Consider the following 18,867-nt stretch of genomic DNA (forward strand, 5'->3'; position numbering starts at 1 on the left):
GCCCGGCACTGACGTACCCCGTCGGGGGGGGGGGCCCCCGGGGGCCGGGTTCCCGGGCGGCGGGCCCCGCGCCGCGGCGGGTGGCAGGGGGTTGGGTTGGGGGGGGCGGCCGCGGCCCCCCCACCGGCCCGCGCCCTGTGCTTACGCGCCGCTCGCCTTGAGCATCTCTTCGCGCTCCACGATCTTCACGCGCTCACGGCCCTGAGGTGCGCCCAGTGCCTTCTCGGCCGCGTCCAGGGCGTACCAGCCGTCCCAGGTGGTGAAGCGGACGTTCCGCTCGGCGAGGAAGGCGTCGACCGCTTCCGGGGTGGGCGAGGCCGGCGTCTGCAGACGGCCGTTCGCGTGGTCGTCCAGCAGGTTGGCCACCGTCTCGTTGGCGTCGCCCTTGGTGTGGCCGATGAGGCCGATCGGGCCGCGCCGGATCCAGCCGGTGACGTACACCGACTGCAGGTGGGTGCCGCCCTCCTCGATGACCCGGCCGCCCTCGTCGGGCACCGTGCCGCTGTCCAGGTCCCAGGGCAGCTTGGGGAGTTTGTCGGAGAGGTAGCCCACCGCGCGGTAGACCGCCGTCACGTCCCAGTCGGTGAACTTGCCCGTGCCGCGCACGTTGCCGGTGCCGTCCAGCTCGGTGCGCTCGGTGCGCAGGCCGGCCACCTTGCCGTCCTCGCCGAGGATCTCGGTGGGCGACTCGAAGAAGTGCAGGAACAACTTGTGCGGGCGGTCGCCGGTGTCGCGGATCGCCCAGTTCTCCAGGGTCTTGGCGACCATGTCGGCCTGCTTGTTGCCGCGCCGGGTGGCGATCGAGCCCTCGTCGTAGTCGATGTCCTCGGGGTCGACGATGACTTCGATGTTCGGCGAGTGGTCCAGCTCCCGCAGCTCCATCGGGCTGAACTTCGCCTGTGCCGGGCCACGGCGGCCGAACACGTGGATCTCGACGGCCTTGTTGGCCTTCAGACCGTCGTGGACGTTCGCCGGTATCTCCGTGGGCAGCAGTTCGTCCGCCGTCTTGGCGAGGATGCGCGCCACGTCGAGGGCCACGTTGCCCACGCCGAGCACCGCGACCTTCTCGGCCTCCAGCGGCCAGGTGCGCGGCACGTCCGGGTGGCCGTCGTACCAGGAGACGAAGTCGGCGGCGCCGTAGGAGCCGTCGAGCTCGATGCCCGGGATCGGCAGCGCGCGGTCGGCCGTGGCGCCGGTCGCGAAGATCACCCCGTCGTAGAAGGCGCGCAGGTCGTCCAGGGAGATGTCGGTCGGGTAGTCGACGTTGCCGAAGAGGCGGATCTGCGGCTTGTCCAGCACCTGGTGCAGGGCCGTGATGATGCCCTTGATCCGCGGGTGGTCGGGGGCGACGCCGTAGCGGATCAGACCGAACGGCGCGGGCATGCGCTCGAAGATGTCGATGGACACGCCGGGCTCGGCGGCCACCTCGGACTTGAGGAGCGCGTCGGCGGCGTAGATCCCGGCGGGGCCGGAACCGACGATGGCGACCCGCAGGGGGCGAGGCATGACGGGTTTCCCTTCGAGCGGCGAATGATCGACTCGACGGGAAGCCTAAACTAAGGCATGCCTAAGTCGGTACACGGGTCCGCCCTATGACCTCATAAGCGGACCTTATGAGAAGTCAAAGGCCCGCTTGATGGGTCAGGGCAGCGGCTGCTCCGCCCAGATGATCTTGCCGTGCTGGGTGTAGCGCGTGCCCCAGCGCTCCGTCAGCTGCGCCACCAGGAACAGACCGCGTCCGCCCTCGTCGGACAGGGCCGCGTAGCGCAGGTGCGGCGAGGTGTTGCTGCCGTCGAAGACCTCGCAGATCAGACTGCGGTCGCGCAGCAGCCGCACCCGCACCGGGGCGCTGCCGTACCGGATCGCGTTGGTGACCAGCTCGCTGAGGATCAGCTCCGTGGTGAACTCCAGCTCCTCCAGACCCCACTCCGCCAGCTGCCGGGTGACGAACGCGCGCACCTCCTTGACCGCGGACGGCTCCATCGGCACCTCCCGCTCGGCGACCCGGCCGGGGCCGAGCGCCCGGGTACGCGCCACGAGCAGCGCGATGTCGTCAGCCTGCCGGGCCGGCAGCAGCGCGTCCAGGACCGCCCGGCAGGTGTCCTCCGGCGACGTACCGGCCCCGGCCAGCGCCCCGCGCAGCAGTTCCAGACCGCTGTCGATGTCCCGCTCCCGGTCCTCCACCAGCCCGTCGGTGTACAGCACGAGCCGGCTGCCCTCCGCCATGTCCAGTTCCACCGCCTCGAACGGCAGGCCGCCGAGCCCCAGCGGGGGACCGGCCGGGACCTCGGCGAACACCACGCTGCCGTCCGGGCGGATCACCGCAGGCGGCGGATGCCCGGCCCGCGCCACGGTGCAGCGCCGCGCCACCGGGTCGTACACCGCGTACAGACAGGTCGCGCCCGTCACGGGAGCCGCGCCGCCGTCCCCCGCCTCGTCCTGGTCGATCCGCCCCACCAGCTCGTCCAGCAGCGTCAGCAGCTCGTCCGGCGCCAGGTCCAGCGAGGAGAAGTTGTGCACCGCGGTCCGCAGCCGGCCCATGGTCGCCGCGGCGTGCAGCCCGTGCCCGACCACGTCCCCCACGACCAGGGCCACCCGGGCCCCCGACAGCGGCAGGACGTCGAACCAGTCCCCGCCCACCCCGGCCTGGGCCGGCAGATACCGGTACGCGATGTCCAGCGCGTTCTGCGCCGGCAGAGTGCGCGGCAGCAGGCTGCGCTGCAGCGTCACCGCGAGGCCGTGCTCGCGGGTGTAGCGGCGCGCGTTGTCGATGGCCACCGCCGCCCGCGTGACCAGCTCCTCCGCCAGCGCCAGCTCCTCCTCGTCGAACGGCTCGGGCCGCTCGGCGCGCCAGAAGGTCACCACGCCCAGCACCCGGCCGCCCGCCCGCACCGGCACGGTGATCAGCGAGTGGATGCCGTACTCCACGACCAGCGCCGAACGCTCCAGGTCCTGCGCCTGCCAGCCCGCCGCCCCGGCCAGGCTCGGCTCGCTGACCGCCCGGCCCGTCCGCAGGCTCACCCCGTGCGGCGAGGAGTCCACGAACCGCAGCTGGTGGCCCTGCGGAAACAGCGGCGTGTCCGCGCGGACCCCGCTGACCGCCGTCCGGCGCAGCGCGCCGCCCGGCTCCGGGTCCTCCCCGGACAGGACGGCGTCGAAGAGGTCCACGGTGACGAAGTCGGCGAACCGCGGCACGGCCAGCTCGGCCAGCTCCTTCGCCGTGCCGGTCACGTCCAGGCTGGTGCCGATGCCCACGCCGGCGGCGTACAGCAGGTCGAGGCGCTCGCGGGCCGCCTCCGCCCGGCCCAGCAGGGCCCGCAGCTCGGTCGAGTCGCGCAGGGTGGCCACGCTGCCGGGCGGGCCGCCCTCCAGGTCGGTGGGCCGCTGGTTGATCGCCAGCAGCCGGTCGCCGACCAGGTGCACCTCGTCGGTCGCGACGCGGCCCGAGGACAGCAGTTCGGCGGTGTCCGCGTCCAGGCCCAGGTCCAGCACGTGCCGCCGCTCCGCGTCGGCCGGCAGGTCCAGCAGGCGGTGCGCCTCGTCGTTGGCGAGCAGCAGGTCGCCCTCGCCGCCCACGATGAGCACGCCCTCGCGCACCGAGTGCAGCACCGCGTCGTGGTGCTCGTACATGCGCGTCATCTCGCGCGGGCCGAGGCCGTGCGTCTGGCGCAGCAGCCGCCGGCTCACCAGGGCCGTGCCGCCGGTGGCCAGGGCCAGGCCGGTGGCCGCGGCGGCCAGCACCAGCGGCAGCTGGCGGTCCGCCGCGCCGCCCACGTGCGCGGTCGTGATGCCCGCCGACACCAGCCCGACCACCTTCCCGTCGGGCGCCTTCACCGGCACCACGGCCTGCACCAGCCGGCCTATCGTGCCGTTGACCTCCTCGACCACGGTGCCCCCGGCGAGGGCGGGGCCGATGGTCCCGACGAACTTCTTGCCGATCCGGTCCGGCTTGGGATGGGTGTAGCGGATGCCCTTGGTGTCGGTGACGACGATGAAGTCCACGCCGGCGGCGACGCGGGCCGCCTCGGCGCTCGGCTGCAGCAGCGCCGTGGGGTCGGGAGTGCTGAGGGCCGCCCGCGTGCCGGGCGCGTTTGCGAAGGTCTCGGCGACCGCGAGGGAGCGGTTGCGTGCCTCCTGCGTGGTGTCGTTGCGGACCTGCAGCAGCAGCGCGACCACGGCGGCGACGACGAGCAGCAGCACGATGACGACGTTGAGGACGAACACCTGCCCGGCCAGGCTGCGGCCGCCGAGCCGGGCGCGCAGGCCCGCCGCCGGCTCGCGGCGCGTGCGGCCCGGCCCCTGGCGCCGCGCGGCGGGCGCCGCTGCCGTCCGCCGCGGGCGCGCACCGTCCGTACGGGGCACGCCGTCATGGCCGTGCGGTTCACGCCGGCTGCCGGGACGCCGGGGCGAGCGGGTCCCGGATCGACCCAGAAGTCGGACCATGTGCCCATGTCTACACTGCCGCGCCGCGTGAGGCGAGGGGCGTCACACCGTGGCAGCGGCCCGTGGGGTGGCCGGGACCGCACCGTCGCGGTACGGCGGACCGGTCGGCGACGTGCGCGCGCCGCGCGGCTCGGTCGGGTCGCGGTGCCGATCCCCGGCCGGGGGGCGTGGGACAGCGGGGCGGCGGTAGGGCCTCGGGCCGCGTAGAGGGGGCGGCCCGAGCAGCGCGGTGCAGGGCGTCGGCGGATGCGCATGAGCCCGGGGCCAGGGCCGTCGGAGGCGGTGCCCCGTCGGGCCACCGGAGCCGCCCGCGCCGGCTCGACGACGACGGGCGCCTGCCGCGGCCGTCGCGGCAGCGTCGGCCCCGTGACGCCGCGGCGGGTGGGGGCCGGCGCCGTCCGGGGTGCGGTCGCCGTCCAAGGTGCGGTCCGGGGTGCCGTCAGCCGTCGGCCGTCGGCCGTCAGCGGTCAGCGGTCAGCCGTCCGGTCTGCCGTCTGCCGTCTGCCGTCTGCCGTCAGCCGTCCGTCGTCAGGCGTCAGCCGCTGCCCCCGGTGTGAGTGCCGCCAGCAGGAGGGCGATGTCGTCGGGGCGGTCCGCGGCGTGGCGGGCCGTCGCGGTGAGGCGGTCGGCCACGTCCGCGAGGGACCGGCAGCCCGGGTCCCGGCCCGGCGCGCCCGCCCGGGACAGGGCGAGCCGCAGCGCCGTGATGCCGTCGTCGATGTCGGAGCCCGGGCGCTCGACCAGCCCGTCCGTGTACAGCGCGAGCACCGCGCCCGGCGTCATCCGCAGCTCGGACACCGGGTAGCGGGCGGCCGGGTCCACGCCGAGGACCACACCGCCGGGCAGGTCCACGGCCTGGGTGCGGCCGTCCGGCTCCCGCAGCAGGGGCGGCGGATGCCCGGCGCGCACCACCCGCGCCACCCCGCTGACCGGGTCGAGCCGGACGTAGCAGCAGCTGGCGAACTGGCCGGGATCGAGGTCGATGAGCAGCCGGTTGGTGCCGCCGAGCACCTCCTCCGGCGGCCGGTCACTCAGCGCGAACGCCCGTACCGCGCTGCGCAGCTGCCCCATCGTGGCCGCCGCCTGCACCCCGTGCCCCTGCACGTCCCCGATCACCAGCGCCAGCCCGTCCCCGGACGGCACCACGTCGTACCAGTCGCCGCCCACGTCCATCCCCTCGGTGCCCGGCAGGTACCGCCCCGCGGTCGCCACCCGGGGGTGCGCCGGCAGGCGGCGGGGGAGCAGGGCCTGCTGCAGCCCGTGCGCCAGGGCGGCCTCGGTGTCGTAGCGCTGGGCCTTCTCCATCACATGGGCGATCAGGCCGGCGAGCGCGGTCAGGACCGTGCGCTCCTCGGTGCTGAAGCTGCGCGAGCGGTCGAAGCCGAGGATGCACGAGCCGACCGGACGGCCGGAGGCGATCAGCGGCAGGAACGCGCGGGAGCCCTCGGTGGCGTCCAGCGGGATGCCCGGGTATGCGTCCTCGAGCTGCCGCATGGACTCGAAGAACAGCGGACGGCCCGTCACCAGCGTCTCGACCCCCGGCAGCCGCGCGTCGAGCGCCACCCCCTCGAACGGCGTGAGGAAGCCCTCGGGGAAACCGGTCTCCCAGGCCAGGTACAGGTGCCGTTCCTGGAGCAGGTAGATCGCCAGCCGGCGACCGCCGAACGCGGGCAGCAGCTCCTGCACGACCACCGCCGACACCTGGCGCGCCGTGACCGCCTCCGACAGGGCGATGGCCAGCGCGATCGGACGGTACTGGGGAGGTGCGGCGGCCGTGGCGGCACGGGATGTGCCGTCGGCGGTCGGCGGCGGGAACTCCGGCACCCGGTTGGCGGGGGCGACCGTGCACGTCAGGATGTGCGTACCGGGGTGCACGGACACCGCGAGCCAGTCGCCCTCGTAGGACTGCCGCGCGTGTGCGGGCGGCCGCCGGACCTGGAAGTGCACCGGTTCGAGGGACAGCAGGGCATGACGCAGCTGGTCCTCGCAGCCGGGCTGGTCCAGCCATGGCACGGCCTCCCACAGCGGGCGGCCGAGGAGCCCGTCGCCCTGCGCCCCCAGCAGCTGGGCGGCGCGCGGATTGGCGTAGCCGATCACCCCCAGCCGGTCCAGGCAGAACACTCCCTGCGGCAGCAGATCGGCCGGCGCACCGGACCCCGGGTCGAGGACGACGCCGTCCACCGTCGGTGCCCGTCCGCCGTCCGCCGTCCGCGGCGCCCACAGCAGCACCAGCCGCTGCGCCCCGTCCGCGCCGCGCACCGGCACCGGCAGCGGCGGAGGCCGGCCCTCGGCCGCCTCCCGCAGCAGGGCGGGCAGCTCCGGAGCGACCGATCGCAGCGCGTCGAGGGTGCCCGGGACCGGGCCGGCCGGCGTCCCGAGCAGGGCCTGCGCCGGGCCGTCGGCGGTGAGGCGGTCGGCCACCGGATCCCAGGACAGGCACCCGACGCGCCCGCCGGCCGGACCCGGCCCCGGCGGTCGCACGTTCAGCGGAGCCGCGTCCCAGGTGACGTCCGGGCCGGTGGCCGCCCGGCCGTCCAGCGCCGTGGCCAAGCGGCCGGCCAGCTCCTCCAGGGCCTGCCGCTGCGGCACCAGCTCGGCGCTGTCCGCCACGGACGGGCCCAGCACGGCCAGCACACCGAACGCCCGCCCGCCCTGGACGATCGGCACGCACAGCGAACCGAAGGGGAACGGCAGCCCCGCCGCGAACTGCGGATAGCGGCGCATCGTCTCGGCCGGATTCGCCAGCGTCACCGGCACACCCAGCCGGTAGGCGTCGGTCACCGGGAACGGCCACTCGACCTGCAACCGCCACCACGGCCTGAACAACGCCCCGGGCAGCCCGCACAGCACGGCCAGCCGCAGCAGCCCGGGCTCGGACGAGCGCAGATACACGGCCGCGACCCGGCCGTCGGCCGCACGCGCCGCCTGCGACACGGCGTCGGTCAGCAGCGCGGCCGACCATCCCGGCGGCCGCTGTCCGTCCCCGGCGCTCCCAGTCATGGCCCTACCTCGTCGGTGCGCCGCCGTGCGGGCGACACAGCAAGAAGACACAGCAAGAATGCGCCTTCCGGAGGGTGGGCCGCATCCGCGCGACGGCGCACGCGCGGCTCACCCGCTACGGAGGGGGCGCGCGGCCCGCCACCGGGCACCGGTGGAGTGACGAACATCCCTCTGCCGCCCTGCCGGGTTTGCGTCTGCCACGAGCGAGCAGGCGATCTTGCGATCGTGACCGTCCCCAGGAGTCCGCGGGAGTCCGCGGGTCTGCAGGAGTCCGCAGGAAGGGAGTCCCCATGGTGCCCGGCGTGTCCGACACCTTCGAGGAAGCCGCCGATCCGGAGGCCGAACGCCGGCACCGCGCACTGTTCCGCGCGGCGAGACGGCGCCGCAACCCGCCGTTGCGCCGCACCGACATCACGGTGACCGACGAGCAGGCCGTGCAGCGCGCGGTGAAGGCGGCCTCGCTCGGCAACGCCATGGAATGGTTCGACTTCGGCATCTACAGCTATCTCGCGGTCACCCTCGGGCATGTGTTCTTCCCGTCCGGGAACGACACGGTCCAGCTGCTGTCGTCGTTCGCCACCTTCGCGGTGTCCTTCCTGGTACGACCGCTCGGCGGCATGGTGTTCGGACCGCTCGGCGACCGGATCGGCCGCAAGAAGGTGCTCGCCCTCACCATGATCATGATGGCGGTCGGCACCTTCGCGATCGGACTGATCCCCTCCTACGCCGTGATCGGCTTCTGGGCGCCGGCGCTGCTGATCCTCTTCCGCCTCGTGCAGGGCTTCTCCACGGGCGGCGAGTACGGCGGCGCGTCCACCTTCATCGCCGAGTACGCGCCCGACCGGCGGCGCGGCTTCTTCGGCAGCTTCCTGGAGCTCGGCACTCTCGCCGGATACGTCGGCGCGGCCGGCCTGGTGACGGTGCTGACGGCGTGGCTCGGCGACACCGGCATGCAGGACTGGGGCTGGCGGGTGCCGTTCCTGGTGGCCGGCCCGATCGGGCTCGTCGGCCTCTATCTGCGGCTGCGGCTGGACGAGACGCCGGCCTTCCGCAAGCTGGAGGACGACTCCGTGCACCGGGCGTCCGAGGCGGCGTCCGGCGTGGAGACGAGCGCGCGCGGCGACCTGGCGAAGATCTTCCGGGAGCACTGGCGGACGCTGATCCTGTGCGTCTGCCTGGTCGGCGCCTACAACATCGCCGACTACATGCTGCTGTCGTACATGCCGACCTATCTGTCGGACGAGATGGGTTATTCCGAGGCGCACGGTCTGCTGATCCTCATCGGCGCCATGGTGGTGCTGATGCTGCTGATCAACCAGGTCGGCCGGCTGTCCGACCGGGTGGGCCGCAAGCCGCTGCTGATGGCGGGCATGCTGGGCTTCCTGGTGCTGTCGGTGCCCGCGTTCCTGCTGGTCGGTCAGGGCAGCCTGGTGGCGGTCTCGGCGGGCATGCTGATGCTCGGGCTGTCCCTGGTGTGCCTGCTCGGCACGATGTCCGCGGCGCTGCCCGCGCTGTTCCCGACCCAGGTGCGCTACGGCTCGCTGTCCATCGGCTACAACCTCTCCGCCTCCCTCTTCGGCGGGACGACTCCCCTCGTCATCACGGCCCTGATCTCGGCCACCGGCAGCGAGCTGATGCCCGCGTACTACGCCATGGCCGCCGCGCTCGTCGGTGTCATCGCCGTGGCGTGCATGAAGGAGACGGCCCGCCGCCCCCTCGACGGCTCCCCGCCGTCGGTGGAGACGCACGAGGAGGCGGCCCGCTTGGTGGAGGAACAGGCACCGGCACCGCGCTTCTGACGGCCTGATGCCTGATGGTCTGTCGGGGGTGGCCTGACAGCCTGTCGGGGTGACCTGATGGTCTGCCGGCCCGTCGGCCGGTGTCGAGCGACAACGGGGTGGCCCCGAACCGGGGCCACCCCGTTCCCGTCCCCACCGGTGTCCCCGACGGCCCCATGCGTCCGCCGCGTCGGGGTAACCGGCCGCCATGGGTGAGATTCTCGTGGGAACGTGCTCGTGGACCGATCGGGCACTGGTCGGCAGCGGCTGGTACCCGGCCGGGCGGCGGGACCCCGAGGGGCGGCTGCAGTACTACGCCGAGCAGTTCCCCGTCGTCGAGGTCGACGCGACCTACTACGCCCTGCCCTCCGCGCGCAACAGCCGCCTGTGGGCGGAGCGCACACCCGACGGGTTCGTCTTCGACGTCAAGGCCTTCTCCCTGCTCACCGGGCACCCCACCCGGCCCGCTGCCCTGCCGGACGGCCTGCCGGCGGACAGCAGGGACGCGGCCGTACTGGACGCGGTGTGGGACCGCTTCACCGACGCGCTCGCGCCGCTGCGCGAGGCCGGCCGCCTCGGCACGCTGCTCTTCCAGTTCCCGCCCTGGCTGAAGCCGGGCGCCCGCGCCGAGGAGGTCCTCGCCGACTGCGCCGCACGGACCGCCGGCTGGCCCGTCGCGGTCGAGTTCCGCCACCCGCAGTGGTGGAGCGGCGAACGGTACGACCGGACAGGGGCCTTGCTGCGACGTCACGGGTTCGCCGCGGTCGGCGTCGACATGGCGCAGGGGCTGCCGGCCTCCGTCCCGCCCGTCACCCCGGTGACCTCACCGGAGCTGTCCGTCGTCCGCTTCCACGGCCGCAGCCCCGCATGGGGGACCGGCAGCAAGGAGGACCGCTTCCGCCACGCCTACACCGACGCCGAACTGAAGGAGTGGGTGCCGCGGCTGCGGGCCCTGGCCGGCGACACCGACCGGCTCCATGTGCTGTTCAACAACTGCTGCGGTACGGCCGCCGTCGACGCCGCCGCCCGCATGCGGGACCTGCTGGACGTGTGAACGCCCGGGACGGCCGTGCCCGCCGGTGGTTCAGTCCCGCTGCGCGGCGATGAACTCCCGGTACCACCGGTAGCTGTCCTTGGGCGTGCGCCGCTGCGTGTCGTAGTCGACCCGCACGATGCCGAACCGCTTGCCGTAGCCGTGCGCCCACTCGAAGTTGTCCAGCAGGGACCACACGTAGTAGCCACGCACGTCCACGCCCGCGTCGATCGCGGCCCGCAGCGCGCCGAGATGGTCACGCAGATAGGCCACCCGGTCGGTGTCGTGCACCGCGCCGTCGGCGCCCGGCTCGTCGTGCTCGGCGGAGCCGTTCTCCGTGATGTGCACCGGCGGCAGCGCCGCGCCGTAACGCTCCCGGAGGTCCACCAGCAGGTCGGTGAAGGTGTCCGGGGCGACCGGCCAGTCCATCGCCGTGTGCCGCGCGCCGTCCAACCGCACCTCCGCGTACCGGTTGTCCGTCGCCACCCGCCGGGCGGGATCCGCCTCCCTGTAGGGGGCGTCGGCGACCACGATCGGCCGGTAGTAGTTGATGCCGAGGAAGTCCAGCGGCTGCCCGATCAGCTCCAGGTCACCGTCGCGGCGGAAGTCCTGACCGGTGATCAGCTCACCCCACGTCTCCTCCTCGCTCAGCGGGTAGCGGCCCGCGAACAGCGGCTCGGTCCACACCAGGTTGTGCTGGGTGTCCGCGCGCAGCACCGCGGCCCGGTCGGCGGGGGAGCCGGGGGAGGCCGGCAGGTTGCGGTCCAGGTTGAGCGTGATGCCCGCCTCGCGCACCCCGGCCGCCCGCAGCGCCTGTACGGCCAGCCCGTGGCCGACCAGCAGATGGTGGGCGGCGGCCAGCGCGCCGCGGCCCTCCCGGGCGCCGGGCGCGTGACGGCCGACCGCGTAGCCGAGGAACGCGCTGCACCACGGTTCGTTGAGGGTGATCCAGCGCGGCACCCGGTCGCCGAGGCGTTCGGCGACGGCCGCCGTGTACGCGGCGAAGTGCTCCGCGGTCGCGCGCACCCGCCAGCCTCCCCGGTCCTCCAGCGCCTGCGGCAGATCCCAGTGGTAGAGGGTGGCCGCCGGCTCGATCCCCGCCGCGAGCAACTCGTCGACCAGGCGGTCGTAGAAGTCCAGTCCCTTGGGGTTCACCGGGCCCGAGCCGTCCGGCACGATCCGCGGCCAGGCGATCGAGAACCGGTAGGAGTCCACGCCCAGGCCGCGCAGCAGCGCCACGTCCTCGGCGTAGCGGTGGTAGTGGTCGCAGGCGACGTCGCCGGTGTCGCCGTTCGTGACCCGGCCGGGGGTGTGGCTGTAGGTGTCCCAGATGGAAGGGCCACGGCCGTCCTCGTGGGCGGCGCCCTCGATCTGGTACGAGGCGGTCGCGGCACCGAGGACGAAGCCGGGCGGGAAACGGGGGAAGTCGGTCATGGGGGCGGCCTTCGCGGTCACTTGACGGAACCGCCGGTGATCCCGGCGGCGATGTACTTCTGGGCGAGGACGAGCAGGATCGCGGCGGGGACCGCGGACAGCACGGAGGCGGCCATCACCGAGCCCCAGTCGCCGACGTGCGCGCCGATGTACTGGTAGATGCCGAGCGTGACGGGCTTGACCTCGTCGGTGGTATTCAGCGTGAGCGCGAACATGAAGTCGCTCCAGGAGAACAGGAACGCGAACAGCCCCGAGGTGATCAGCGCGTTGCGGCTCATCGGCAGCACCACCTGCACGAACGTCCGCAGCCGGCCGGCCCCGTCCAGCTGCGCGGCCTCGACGACCTCGCCCGGCAGGGACACCATGAACGAGCGCATCAGCACGATGGAGAACGGGATGCCGAGCGAGGCGTCCGCCAGCATCAGGCCGGCGTAGGAGTTGACCAGGCCCAGGTCGACATAGGTGTTGTATAGGGCGTTGGCGATGACGATCCCCGGCACCATCTGGGTGATCAGCGTGCCGAACACGATCCCGCGGCTGCCGCGCAGCCGGAACCGGGCGAGCCCGTAGGCGGCCGGCGCGGCGACGGCCAGGCAGATCACGACGGCGCCCAGGGACACCACCAGGGAGGTCAGCAGGTGCCCGCCCTGGTCGCCGAGCGCCTTGGAGAAGCCGGACAGGTCGGGGCCGTGCGGCACCGGATCCACCTCCAGCAGGCCGGCCTTCGGCTGGAGCGCGGTGTTGAGCATCCAGTACAGGGGGAACAGCATCACGCACAGCACCAGCACGCCCACGGCGGTGGAGCCCCAGTTGCGCTTCGCGGTGCGCGGCTGCGCGGCGGTTGCGGTGGCCATCGTCTCGTCACTTCCCCTCGGTGCGGTTGGCCCGCAGGTAGAACACCGCGAACACCGCGGAGATCAGGATCAGCACGTTGCCGACCACCGCGCCCGCACCGAAGTCCAGCTGTACGAAGGAGTTCTGGTAGGTGAGCGTGCCCAGGGTCTGCGTTGCGTCGGCGGGGCCACCGTCGGTCAGGGCGAGGATCAGGTCGAGGATCTTGACCGTCGACATGAAACCCAGCACCAGGACGACGGTGATGACCGGCTTGAGCATCGGCCATGTGAGGGACCGGAACGTCCGCCATGCCGACGCTCCGTCAAGAGAAGCGGCCTCGTACAGCTCCCCGGGGATCTCCTGCAGACCGCCGTACAGGATGACCATGTTGAACGGGATGCCGATCCAGATGTTGACGACGATGACCGATAGCAGGGCCATGTGCGGACTGGTCAACCATGGAGTGTGGCCGTCGAGACCGATCGTGTCCAGGAAGGTGTTCAACACCCCTGTGTCCTGGTCGAGAATGCGCCGCCACACGATGCCGGAGACCACCATGGGCACCAGCCACGGCAACAGGATCAACGACCGCAGTACACCGTTGAGCGGGAAGCGCCGGTTGAAGAAGACGGCCAGGGCGAGACCGATGCCGAACTGCCCGAGCAGCGAGCCGGCCGTGAAAACCAGCGTGTGCCACAGCGCCTTCCCGAACAATGCGTCCTGGAAGACGTGCGACCAGTTGTCGGCACCGCTGAAGGGAGCCTCACCGGTGAAGAACGTCTTCGGTGTGTAGTGCTGGAAGCTCATCACGACGTTGCGCACGAGCGGGTAGCCGAAGAACAGCAGCATGAAGACGACGGCGGGGGCGACGAACCCCCACTGGGCGAGCCGGTGCCGCAGCCGGCGTGAAATCGGCGCGGGGGTCTCGGGACGGGCCGCGGAGGGCGCCGGGGCCGTGACGGTGGACGTGGTCATGGGTCGCGTACCTCAGTTCCCGCTCGTGGCCCGCTGCTGGGCGCGCTTCAGGGCGGACTCGCTGGACTGCCCGGTCAGGGCGGACTGGAAGGCGCTCTGCAGGGCCAGTGACACGCCCGACCAGCCGGCGCCGAGCTTGGCGGTCCGCGAGCGGGCCTGGGCGACCTGGTCGGCGAGCGCGTCCAGCTCCGGCACCCGTGTGCGCCACACGGCGGCGGCCCTGGCGTCGGCGGGGACCATCCAGCTGTTGAGCGCGTAGGTGAGCTGCTCCTTCTCGCTCGACAGGCAGGCGACCACGCGCCCGGCCGTCTTCTCCCGGGCCGTGTCACCGGTGTTCGGCACGGTCAGCACCGCGCCTCCGAGCGGGCCCACGGACTTCTCCCCGGCCTTCGGCACGGGGATCCGCGCGATGCCCCAGTGCAGCGACTTCTTGGTGTTGAGCGTCTCGACCTGCCAGGGGCCGTTGATCATCATCGCGGCGTTGCCGGCCATGAACTGGTCGTTGACGTCCGCCTGGGTCCAGCCGACCGTCGACTTCGACAGCGAGCCGTCCTTCAGCAGTGCCTTCCAGTAGTCCAGGGCCTGAACGACCCGCGGCCCGTCCAGCCGGGTCTCGTCGCCGCCGTTGGACCACATGAACGGCGTGAACTGGAAGACGCCGTCCTCCGCGCCGCCCGCGCTCAGGGCGATGCCGTAGCGCTTGCCGGCGGTGAGCTTCTTCGCCGTGGCGCGCAGCTCGTCCCAGGTGGCGGGCACCTTCAGACCGGCCTCGGCGAGGAGGTCCTTGTTGTAGAACAGCGCGAGCGTGTTCACCGAGCGGGCCGCGCCGTAGTAGGTGCCCCGGTACGACCCGAAGTTCACGATGCCCGGCGGGACGCCGTCGGTGCTCAGCCCGAGCGTGCGCAGGTCGGTCAGCCCGCCGGCCTCCGCGAAGGTCGGCATCTCGGAGGCGTCGAACTGCACGATGTCCGGCAGCGACTTCGAGGACGCCATGCGCAGGGCCTTGGTCATCACCTGCGCTGCCGGGACGCTCTGCTGCTTGATCGTCACCCCCAGCTGCTCGCCGCAGCGGGCCATCGCCTGGGCGTCCCAGCGGTGGTACGACTCGTCGGTCGAGGAGTTCAGGACGGTGTAGACACCGCTGTCGCGCTGCTGGCCGCATCCGGTCAGGGCCGTACCGGCGAGCAGCACCAACGCCGCGGCGAGCGATTTGTTGAAGCGCTTCGACATAGGGTGGACCTTGCTGTCGTCTGCCCGGCCACCGTGCCGGACCAGTTTGTATGCTGCGATGACTAATACGGCAATCCTGGCTCCGGCGCCAGACCTCCTGCGTGCCGAATCGCTCACCGTCCGCACCGAGATCCCCGCTACCTCCTCGTTTTATGTACGATCCGAACCCTCGGGCGACGCTCAGCGCGGGCCCTCTCCGACCTCCGCCCCTCCCTGCGAGTCCTGCGAGGAAGACCATGAAGTTCACCGACGGCTTCTGGCGCATCCGTGACGGCGTCCACATCGCGTACGCCACCGAGGTGCGCGACATACGCCTCGAATCGAAGCGCTTCACTGCCTCCGCCGCCGTGCAGAAGGTGACCCGCCGAGGGGACACGCTCAACGCGCCGCTCCTCACGGTCGACTGCTTCTCGCCCGCCGAGGGCGTCATCGGCGTACGCGTCACCCACCACGCGGGCAAGCGCGACCCGGGCCCCGGCTTCGCCCTCACCGCCGACCCCGGCGGCGCCGGAAGGGTGCGTGACGACGGCACGCTCACCGAGCTGACCAGTGGGCCGCTCACCCTGCGTCTGGACCGGGCGGCCCCCTGGACGCTGAGCTTCCACGACGCCGACGGACGTGAGCTGACCCGAGCCGGCCGCAAGGGCACCGCCTTCGCCACCACCGGCGACGGCGCGCACCACGTCCTCGCCCAGCTCGCGCTCGGCGTCGGCGAGCAGATCTACGGCCTCGGCGAGCGCTTCACGCCGTACGTCAGGAACGGCCAGGTCGTCGACATCTGGCAGGCCGACGGCGGCACCAGCAGCGAGCAGGCGTACAAGAACATCCCGTTCTACCTGTCCTCACGCGGCTACGGCGTCTTCGTCAACCATCCCGGCGCGGTCTCCTTCGAGGTCGGCTCCGAGTCGGTGGGCCAGGTGCAGTTCAGCGTCGAGGACCAGGCGATCGAGTACTACGTCGTCGCCGGCCCCACGCCCAAGAACGTCCTCACCCGGTACACGGCCCTCACCGGCCGTCCCGCCCTGCCGCCCGCGTGGTCCTTCGGACTGTGGCTGACCACGTCCTTCACCACCGACTACGACGAGGCGACGGTGATGTCCTTCGTCGACGGCATGGCCGAGCGCGGCATCCCGCTGTCGGTCTTCCACTTCGACTGCTTCTGGATGCGCGCGTACCAGTGGTGCGACTTCGAGTGGGACCCCGAGGTCTTCCCGGACCCGGAGGGCATGCTGGCTCGGCTGAAGGCCAAGGGGCTGAAGGTCAGCGCCTGGATCAACCCCTACATCGCGCAGAAGTCCCCCCTCTTCGAGGAGGCGGCCGGGCTGGGCCACCTGGTGCGCCGCCCGAACGGCGACGTGTGGCAGTGGGACCTGTGGCAGGCCGGCATGGGTCTGGTCGACTTCACCAGCCCCGACGCCCGCACCTGGTTCCAGGGCAAGCTCAAGGCACTGCTCGACCAGGGCGTGGACTGCTTCAAGACCGACTTCGGCGAGCGCATCCCCACCGACGTCGTCTGGCACGACGGCTCCGACCCGCAGCGCATGCACAACTACTACACGCACCTGTACAACCGGACCGTCTTCGAACTGCTGGAGAAGGAGCGCGGTCAGGGCGAGGCCGTGCTGTTCGCCCGCTCGGCGACGGCGGGCGGACAGCAGTACCCCGTGCACTGGGGCGGCGACTGCTGGTCCTCCTTCGAGGCCATGGCGGAATCGCTGCGCGGCGGACTGTCCCTGTCACTGAGCGGCTTCGGCTTCTGGAGCCACGACATCGGCGGCTTCGAGGGCACTCCCGACCCGGCCGTCTTCAAGCGCTGGCTCGCCTTCGGCCTGCTCTCCTCGCACAGCCGCCTGCACGGCTCCGACTCCTACCGGGTGCCGTGGCGCTTCGGTGAGGAGGCGGTCGCGGTGACCCGCCGCTTCACCCTCCTCAAGCACCGCCTCATGCCCTACCTGTACGGCGCCGCCGCAGAGGCCCACCGCACCGGGGTGCCGGTGATGCGCCCGATGGTCCTGGAGTTCCCGCACGACCCGGCGTGCCGCCCGCTGGACCGCCAGTACATGCTGGGCCCCGACCTGCTGGTCGCCCCGGTCTTCACCGCGGACGGCGACGTCGAGGTCTACCTGCCCTCGGGCACCTGGACCCACCTGCTGACCGGCGAGCGGGTCACCGGCCCGGCCTGGCGCACCGAGCGCCACGGCTACGACAGCCTGCCGCTGTACGTCCGCGAGGGCGCCGTCCTGCCGCTGGCGTCCGACGACAGCCGTCCTGACGGCGACTGGCTGGACGCGCCGACCCTGCTCGTCCATCCCACCGCCGACCCCGCCTACCGGGCCGAGGCCACCGTGCCCGACCCGGCCGGCACTCCGGCGGCCACGTTCACGCTTTGGCGCGACGGCGACGGACTGCGCGTCACGGCGCACGGCACGGACCGGCCCTTCACGGTACGGGTGGCGGGCGGCGCGAGCGCGACCGGCGCGGGCGAGGTGACCGTACCGCTGGACTGAGCGAGCGGTTGCGGCCGAGGGGCGTGGGTCAGGCGGGGGTCGCTGTGGCGCTCGGCCGGGCGGAGCGGCTGGCCGGGGGTGCTTGTGCACGCTCGGCCGATCGCGGCTCGGGCGGGGTCGCTGTGGCGCTCGGTCGGGTGGAGGGGTTCAGTCGGTCGCGGTGGCGCTCGGTCTGGTGGAGTGGTTCAGTCGGCCGGGGTGGCGCTCGGTCGGGTGGTCAGGGCCGCGACAGGAACTCCACGACGGCCCGGGTGAAGTCCTCGGGTGCCTCGTCGTGGACCATGTGGCCGACGGGGATCATGATCAGCCGGGCGTCCGGGATGCGCCGGGCCAGCTCCGCCACACCGTCCTGCGGGACGTGGCTGGCCGGCCCGCCCGCCACGACGAGCGTCGGGGCGGTGATCGCGGCCAGCCGCTCCAGCCAGGCCGGATCAGGCGTGTCCAGCTGCGGCCGGACGGCCGTCACCATGTCCCAGTCGAAGCTCAGCTCGCCGTCCGGGCGTACCGGTGCGGTCGGCTTCCGGGGCCGTGGCGCGGGCACGTCCTCCAGCACCAGCCGCGCCACCCGATGCGGATGCTCACGCGCCATCAGATGGGCGACGACCCCTCCCAGCGAGTGCCCGACCAGGTCCACCGCGCCCAGCCCGAGGGCGTCGAGGAAGCCCAGCACGTCGGACGCCATCAGCTCCAGCGTGTACGTCCCGGGCCACTCGCTGCGGCCGTGCCCGCGCAGGTCCAGGGCGTACACCCGCCGGTCGGCGGCGAGCACCCGCGCCACCGCGCGCCAGCTGCGGGAGTCCTCGCCGAGCGCGTGCAGCAGGACGGCGGGCCGCGCCTGCGGCGGCCCGGAGACCTCGTAGGCGAGCCGGAGGCCGTTCGCGACGATCGTGCGGTGATCCACCATGCCCGGAGGTTAGCCCCGGGGATGGCGCATCCCGCCCGGAATTCGCTGTCCGCAGAAGCGGCGGTCACGGCGCCCGCACTGCTCCGGCAGCCCGAGCATGACCAGGCCGTGCACGGCCCGGTGTGCGGTCTGCCGGGTCGCCTCGCCGACCTCGCAGGGGCGTCAGCGCACCTTGGCGCGCAGAGCACCCGCGGCCGCCGCCGGACGGGCCGTCGCCCGGGCGGTGCGGCGCACCAGATGGGCCTCACGGCTCAGGTCCCGGGCGCCGTGCCGGCCGCGCCACAGCAGCGACGGGGCGCTGCCGGTGTCGTCGGCCGCGATGAGCAGCCCGCCCAGCATCGACAGGTTCTTCAGGAAGTGGATGCGCTGCTGCGCCCGCTGCCCGGGGTCGTCCGCCTCCCAGAACCGGTGCCCGGCGAGCGTGGTCGGCACCAGCGTCCCGGCGATCGCCAGCGCCGCCAGCCGGGGCATGCGCCCGGTGGCCAGCATGAGGCCGCCCACCACCTGCACCGCGCCGCTCAGCCGTACGGCCTGCTCGGTGCGCTCGGGCAGCAGCGGTACCCGTTCCTTGATCGGGCCGACGACGGGTTCCGCGGCCGGGGCGACCTTCTCCGGGGAGCGCAGGGAGTTCAGGCCGCCGGAGACGAACATGGACGCGAGCAGGGGACGGCCCACAAGACGCAGCACACTCATGGCAACTCTCCAATGGTTCGACGTGGTTCGACGTGG

General features: G+C 72.9%; 12 protein-coding genes. 3 read left to right on the forward strand and 9 right to left on the reverse strand.

What is annotated here, in order from left to right:
* Positions 1 to 141: 141 nt before the first annotated feature.
* The 3 genes from AB0E88_RS32645 to AB0E88_RS32655 form a co-directional block, all read right to left on the reverse strand.
* Complete coding sequence (locus AB0E88_RS32645) at positions 142 to 1,506, reverse strand: FAD-dependent oxidoreductase (RefSeq protein WP_361638147.1); 1,365 nt, start codon at positions 1,504 to 1,506, stop codon at positions 142 to 144.
* A gap of 135 nt (positions 1,507 to 1,641) precedes the next feature.
* Positions 1,642 to 4,443 (reverse strand): SpoIIE family protein phosphatase, encoded by a 2,802-nt coding sequence (locus AB0E88_RS32650; RefSeq protein ID WP_361638149.1) that lies wholly within the window; start codon positions 4,441 to 4,443, stop codon positions 1,642 to 1,644.
* A gap of 528 nt (positions 4,444 to 4,971) precedes the next feature.
* Positions 4,972 to 7,443 carry a SpoIIE family protein phosphatase gene (locus AB0E88_RS32655; RefSeq protein ID WP_361638151.1) on the reverse strand — a complete coding sequence of 824 codons (2,472 nt, stop codon included), beginning with the start codon at positions 7,441 to 7,443 and terminating at the stop codon, positions 4,972 to 4,974.
* A gap of 302 nt (positions 7,444 to 7,745) precedes the next feature.
* Between AB0E88_RS32655 and proP the strand changes: the two genes are divergently transcribed.
* Positions 7,746 to 9,242, forward strand: coding sequence for a glycine betaine/L-proline transporter ProP (proP, locus tag AB0E88_RS32660; protein WP_361638153.1), 1,497 nt, complete (start codon positions 7,746 to 7,748; stop codon positions 9,240 to 9,242).
* Between the two features lie 187 nt (positions 9,243 to 9,429).
* Positions 9,430 to 10,275 carry a DUF72 domain-containing protein gene (locus AB0E88_RS32665; RefSeq protein WP_361638155.1) on the forward strand — a complete coding sequence of 282 codons (846 nt, stop codon included), beginning with the start codon at positions 9,430 to 9,432 and terminating at the stop codon, positions 10,273 to 10,275.
* 30 nt (positions 10,276 to 10,305) lie between these two features.
* Here the strand turns inward: AB0E88_RS32665 and AB0E88_RS32670 are convergent, their stop codons facing one another.
* From AB0E88_RS32670 to AB0E88_RS32685, 4 genes are read right to left on the reverse strand one after another with little or no spacing between them, the layout of a single operon-like run.
* Positions 10,306 to 11,688 (reverse strand): GH1 family beta-glucosidase, encoded by a 1,383-nt coding sequence (locus tag AB0E88_RS32670; protein ID WP_361638157.1) that lies wholly within the window; start codon positions 11,686 to 11,688, stop codon positions 10,306 to 10,308.
* A gap of 17 nt (positions 11,689 to 11,705) precedes the next feature.
* Positions 11,706 to 12,542 carry a carbohydrate ABC transporter permease gene (locus AB0E88_RS32675; RefSeq protein WP_361638159.1) on the reverse strand — a complete coding sequence of 279 codons (837 nt, stop codon included), beginning with the start codon at positions 12,540 to 12,542 and terminating at the stop codon, positions 11,706 to 11,708.
* 7 nt (positions 12,543 to 12,549) lie between these two features.
* Entirely contained in the window at positions 12,550 to 13,497 is a 948-nt protein-coding gene (locus tag AB0E88_RS32680; protein WP_361638161.1) for a sugar ABC transporter permease, read from the reverse strand.
* A 12-nt stretch (positions 13,498 to 13,509) separates the two neighbouring features.
* A complete protein-coding gene (locus AB0E88_RS32685) occupies positions 13,510 to 14,727 on the reverse strand; it encodes a sugar ABC transporter substrate-binding protein (RefSeq protein ID WP_361638163.1) in 1,218 nt (405 codons plus the stop codon).
* 236 nt (positions 14,728 to 14,963) lie between these two features.
* Here AB0E88_RS32685 and yicI point away from each other — a divergent pair, with 236 nt between their 5' ends.
* Positions 14,964 to 17,234: an alpha-xylosidase gene (yicI, locus tag AB0E88_RS32690; RefSeq protein WP_361638165.1), complete on the forward strand. Its 2,271-nt coding sequence runs from the start codon at positions 14,964 to 14,966 to the stop codon at positions 17,232 to 17,234.
* Between the two features lie 217 nt (positions 17,235 to 17,451).
* On the opposite strand, the gene AB0E88_RS32695 is transcribed toward yicI, so the two are convergent.
* Together AB0E88_RS32695 and AB0E88_RS32700 are read right to left on the reverse strand one after the other, a co-directional pair.
* Positions 17,452 to 18,138 (reverse strand): alpha/beta fold hydrolase, encoded by a 687-nt coding sequence (locus AB0E88_RS32695; RefSeq protein WP_361638167.1) that lies wholly within the window; start codon positions 18,136 to 18,138, stop codon positions 17,452 to 17,454.
* A gap of 162 nt (positions 18,139 to 18,300) precedes the next feature.
* On the reverse strand, positions 18,301 to 18,831 hold the full coding sequence (locus AB0E88_RS32700; protein ID WP_361638169.1) for a DoxX family protein: 531 nt from the start codon (positions 18,829 to 18,831) through the stop codon (positions 18,301 to 18,303).
* Between the last annotated feature and the right edge of the window lie 36 nt (positions 18,832 to 18,867).

It is taken from the genome of Streptomyces sp. NPDC028635, from assembly GCF_040637635.1.
Taxonomy (GTDB): domain Bacteria; phylum Actinomycetota; class Actinomycetes; order Streptomycetales; family Streptomycetaceae; genus Streptomyces.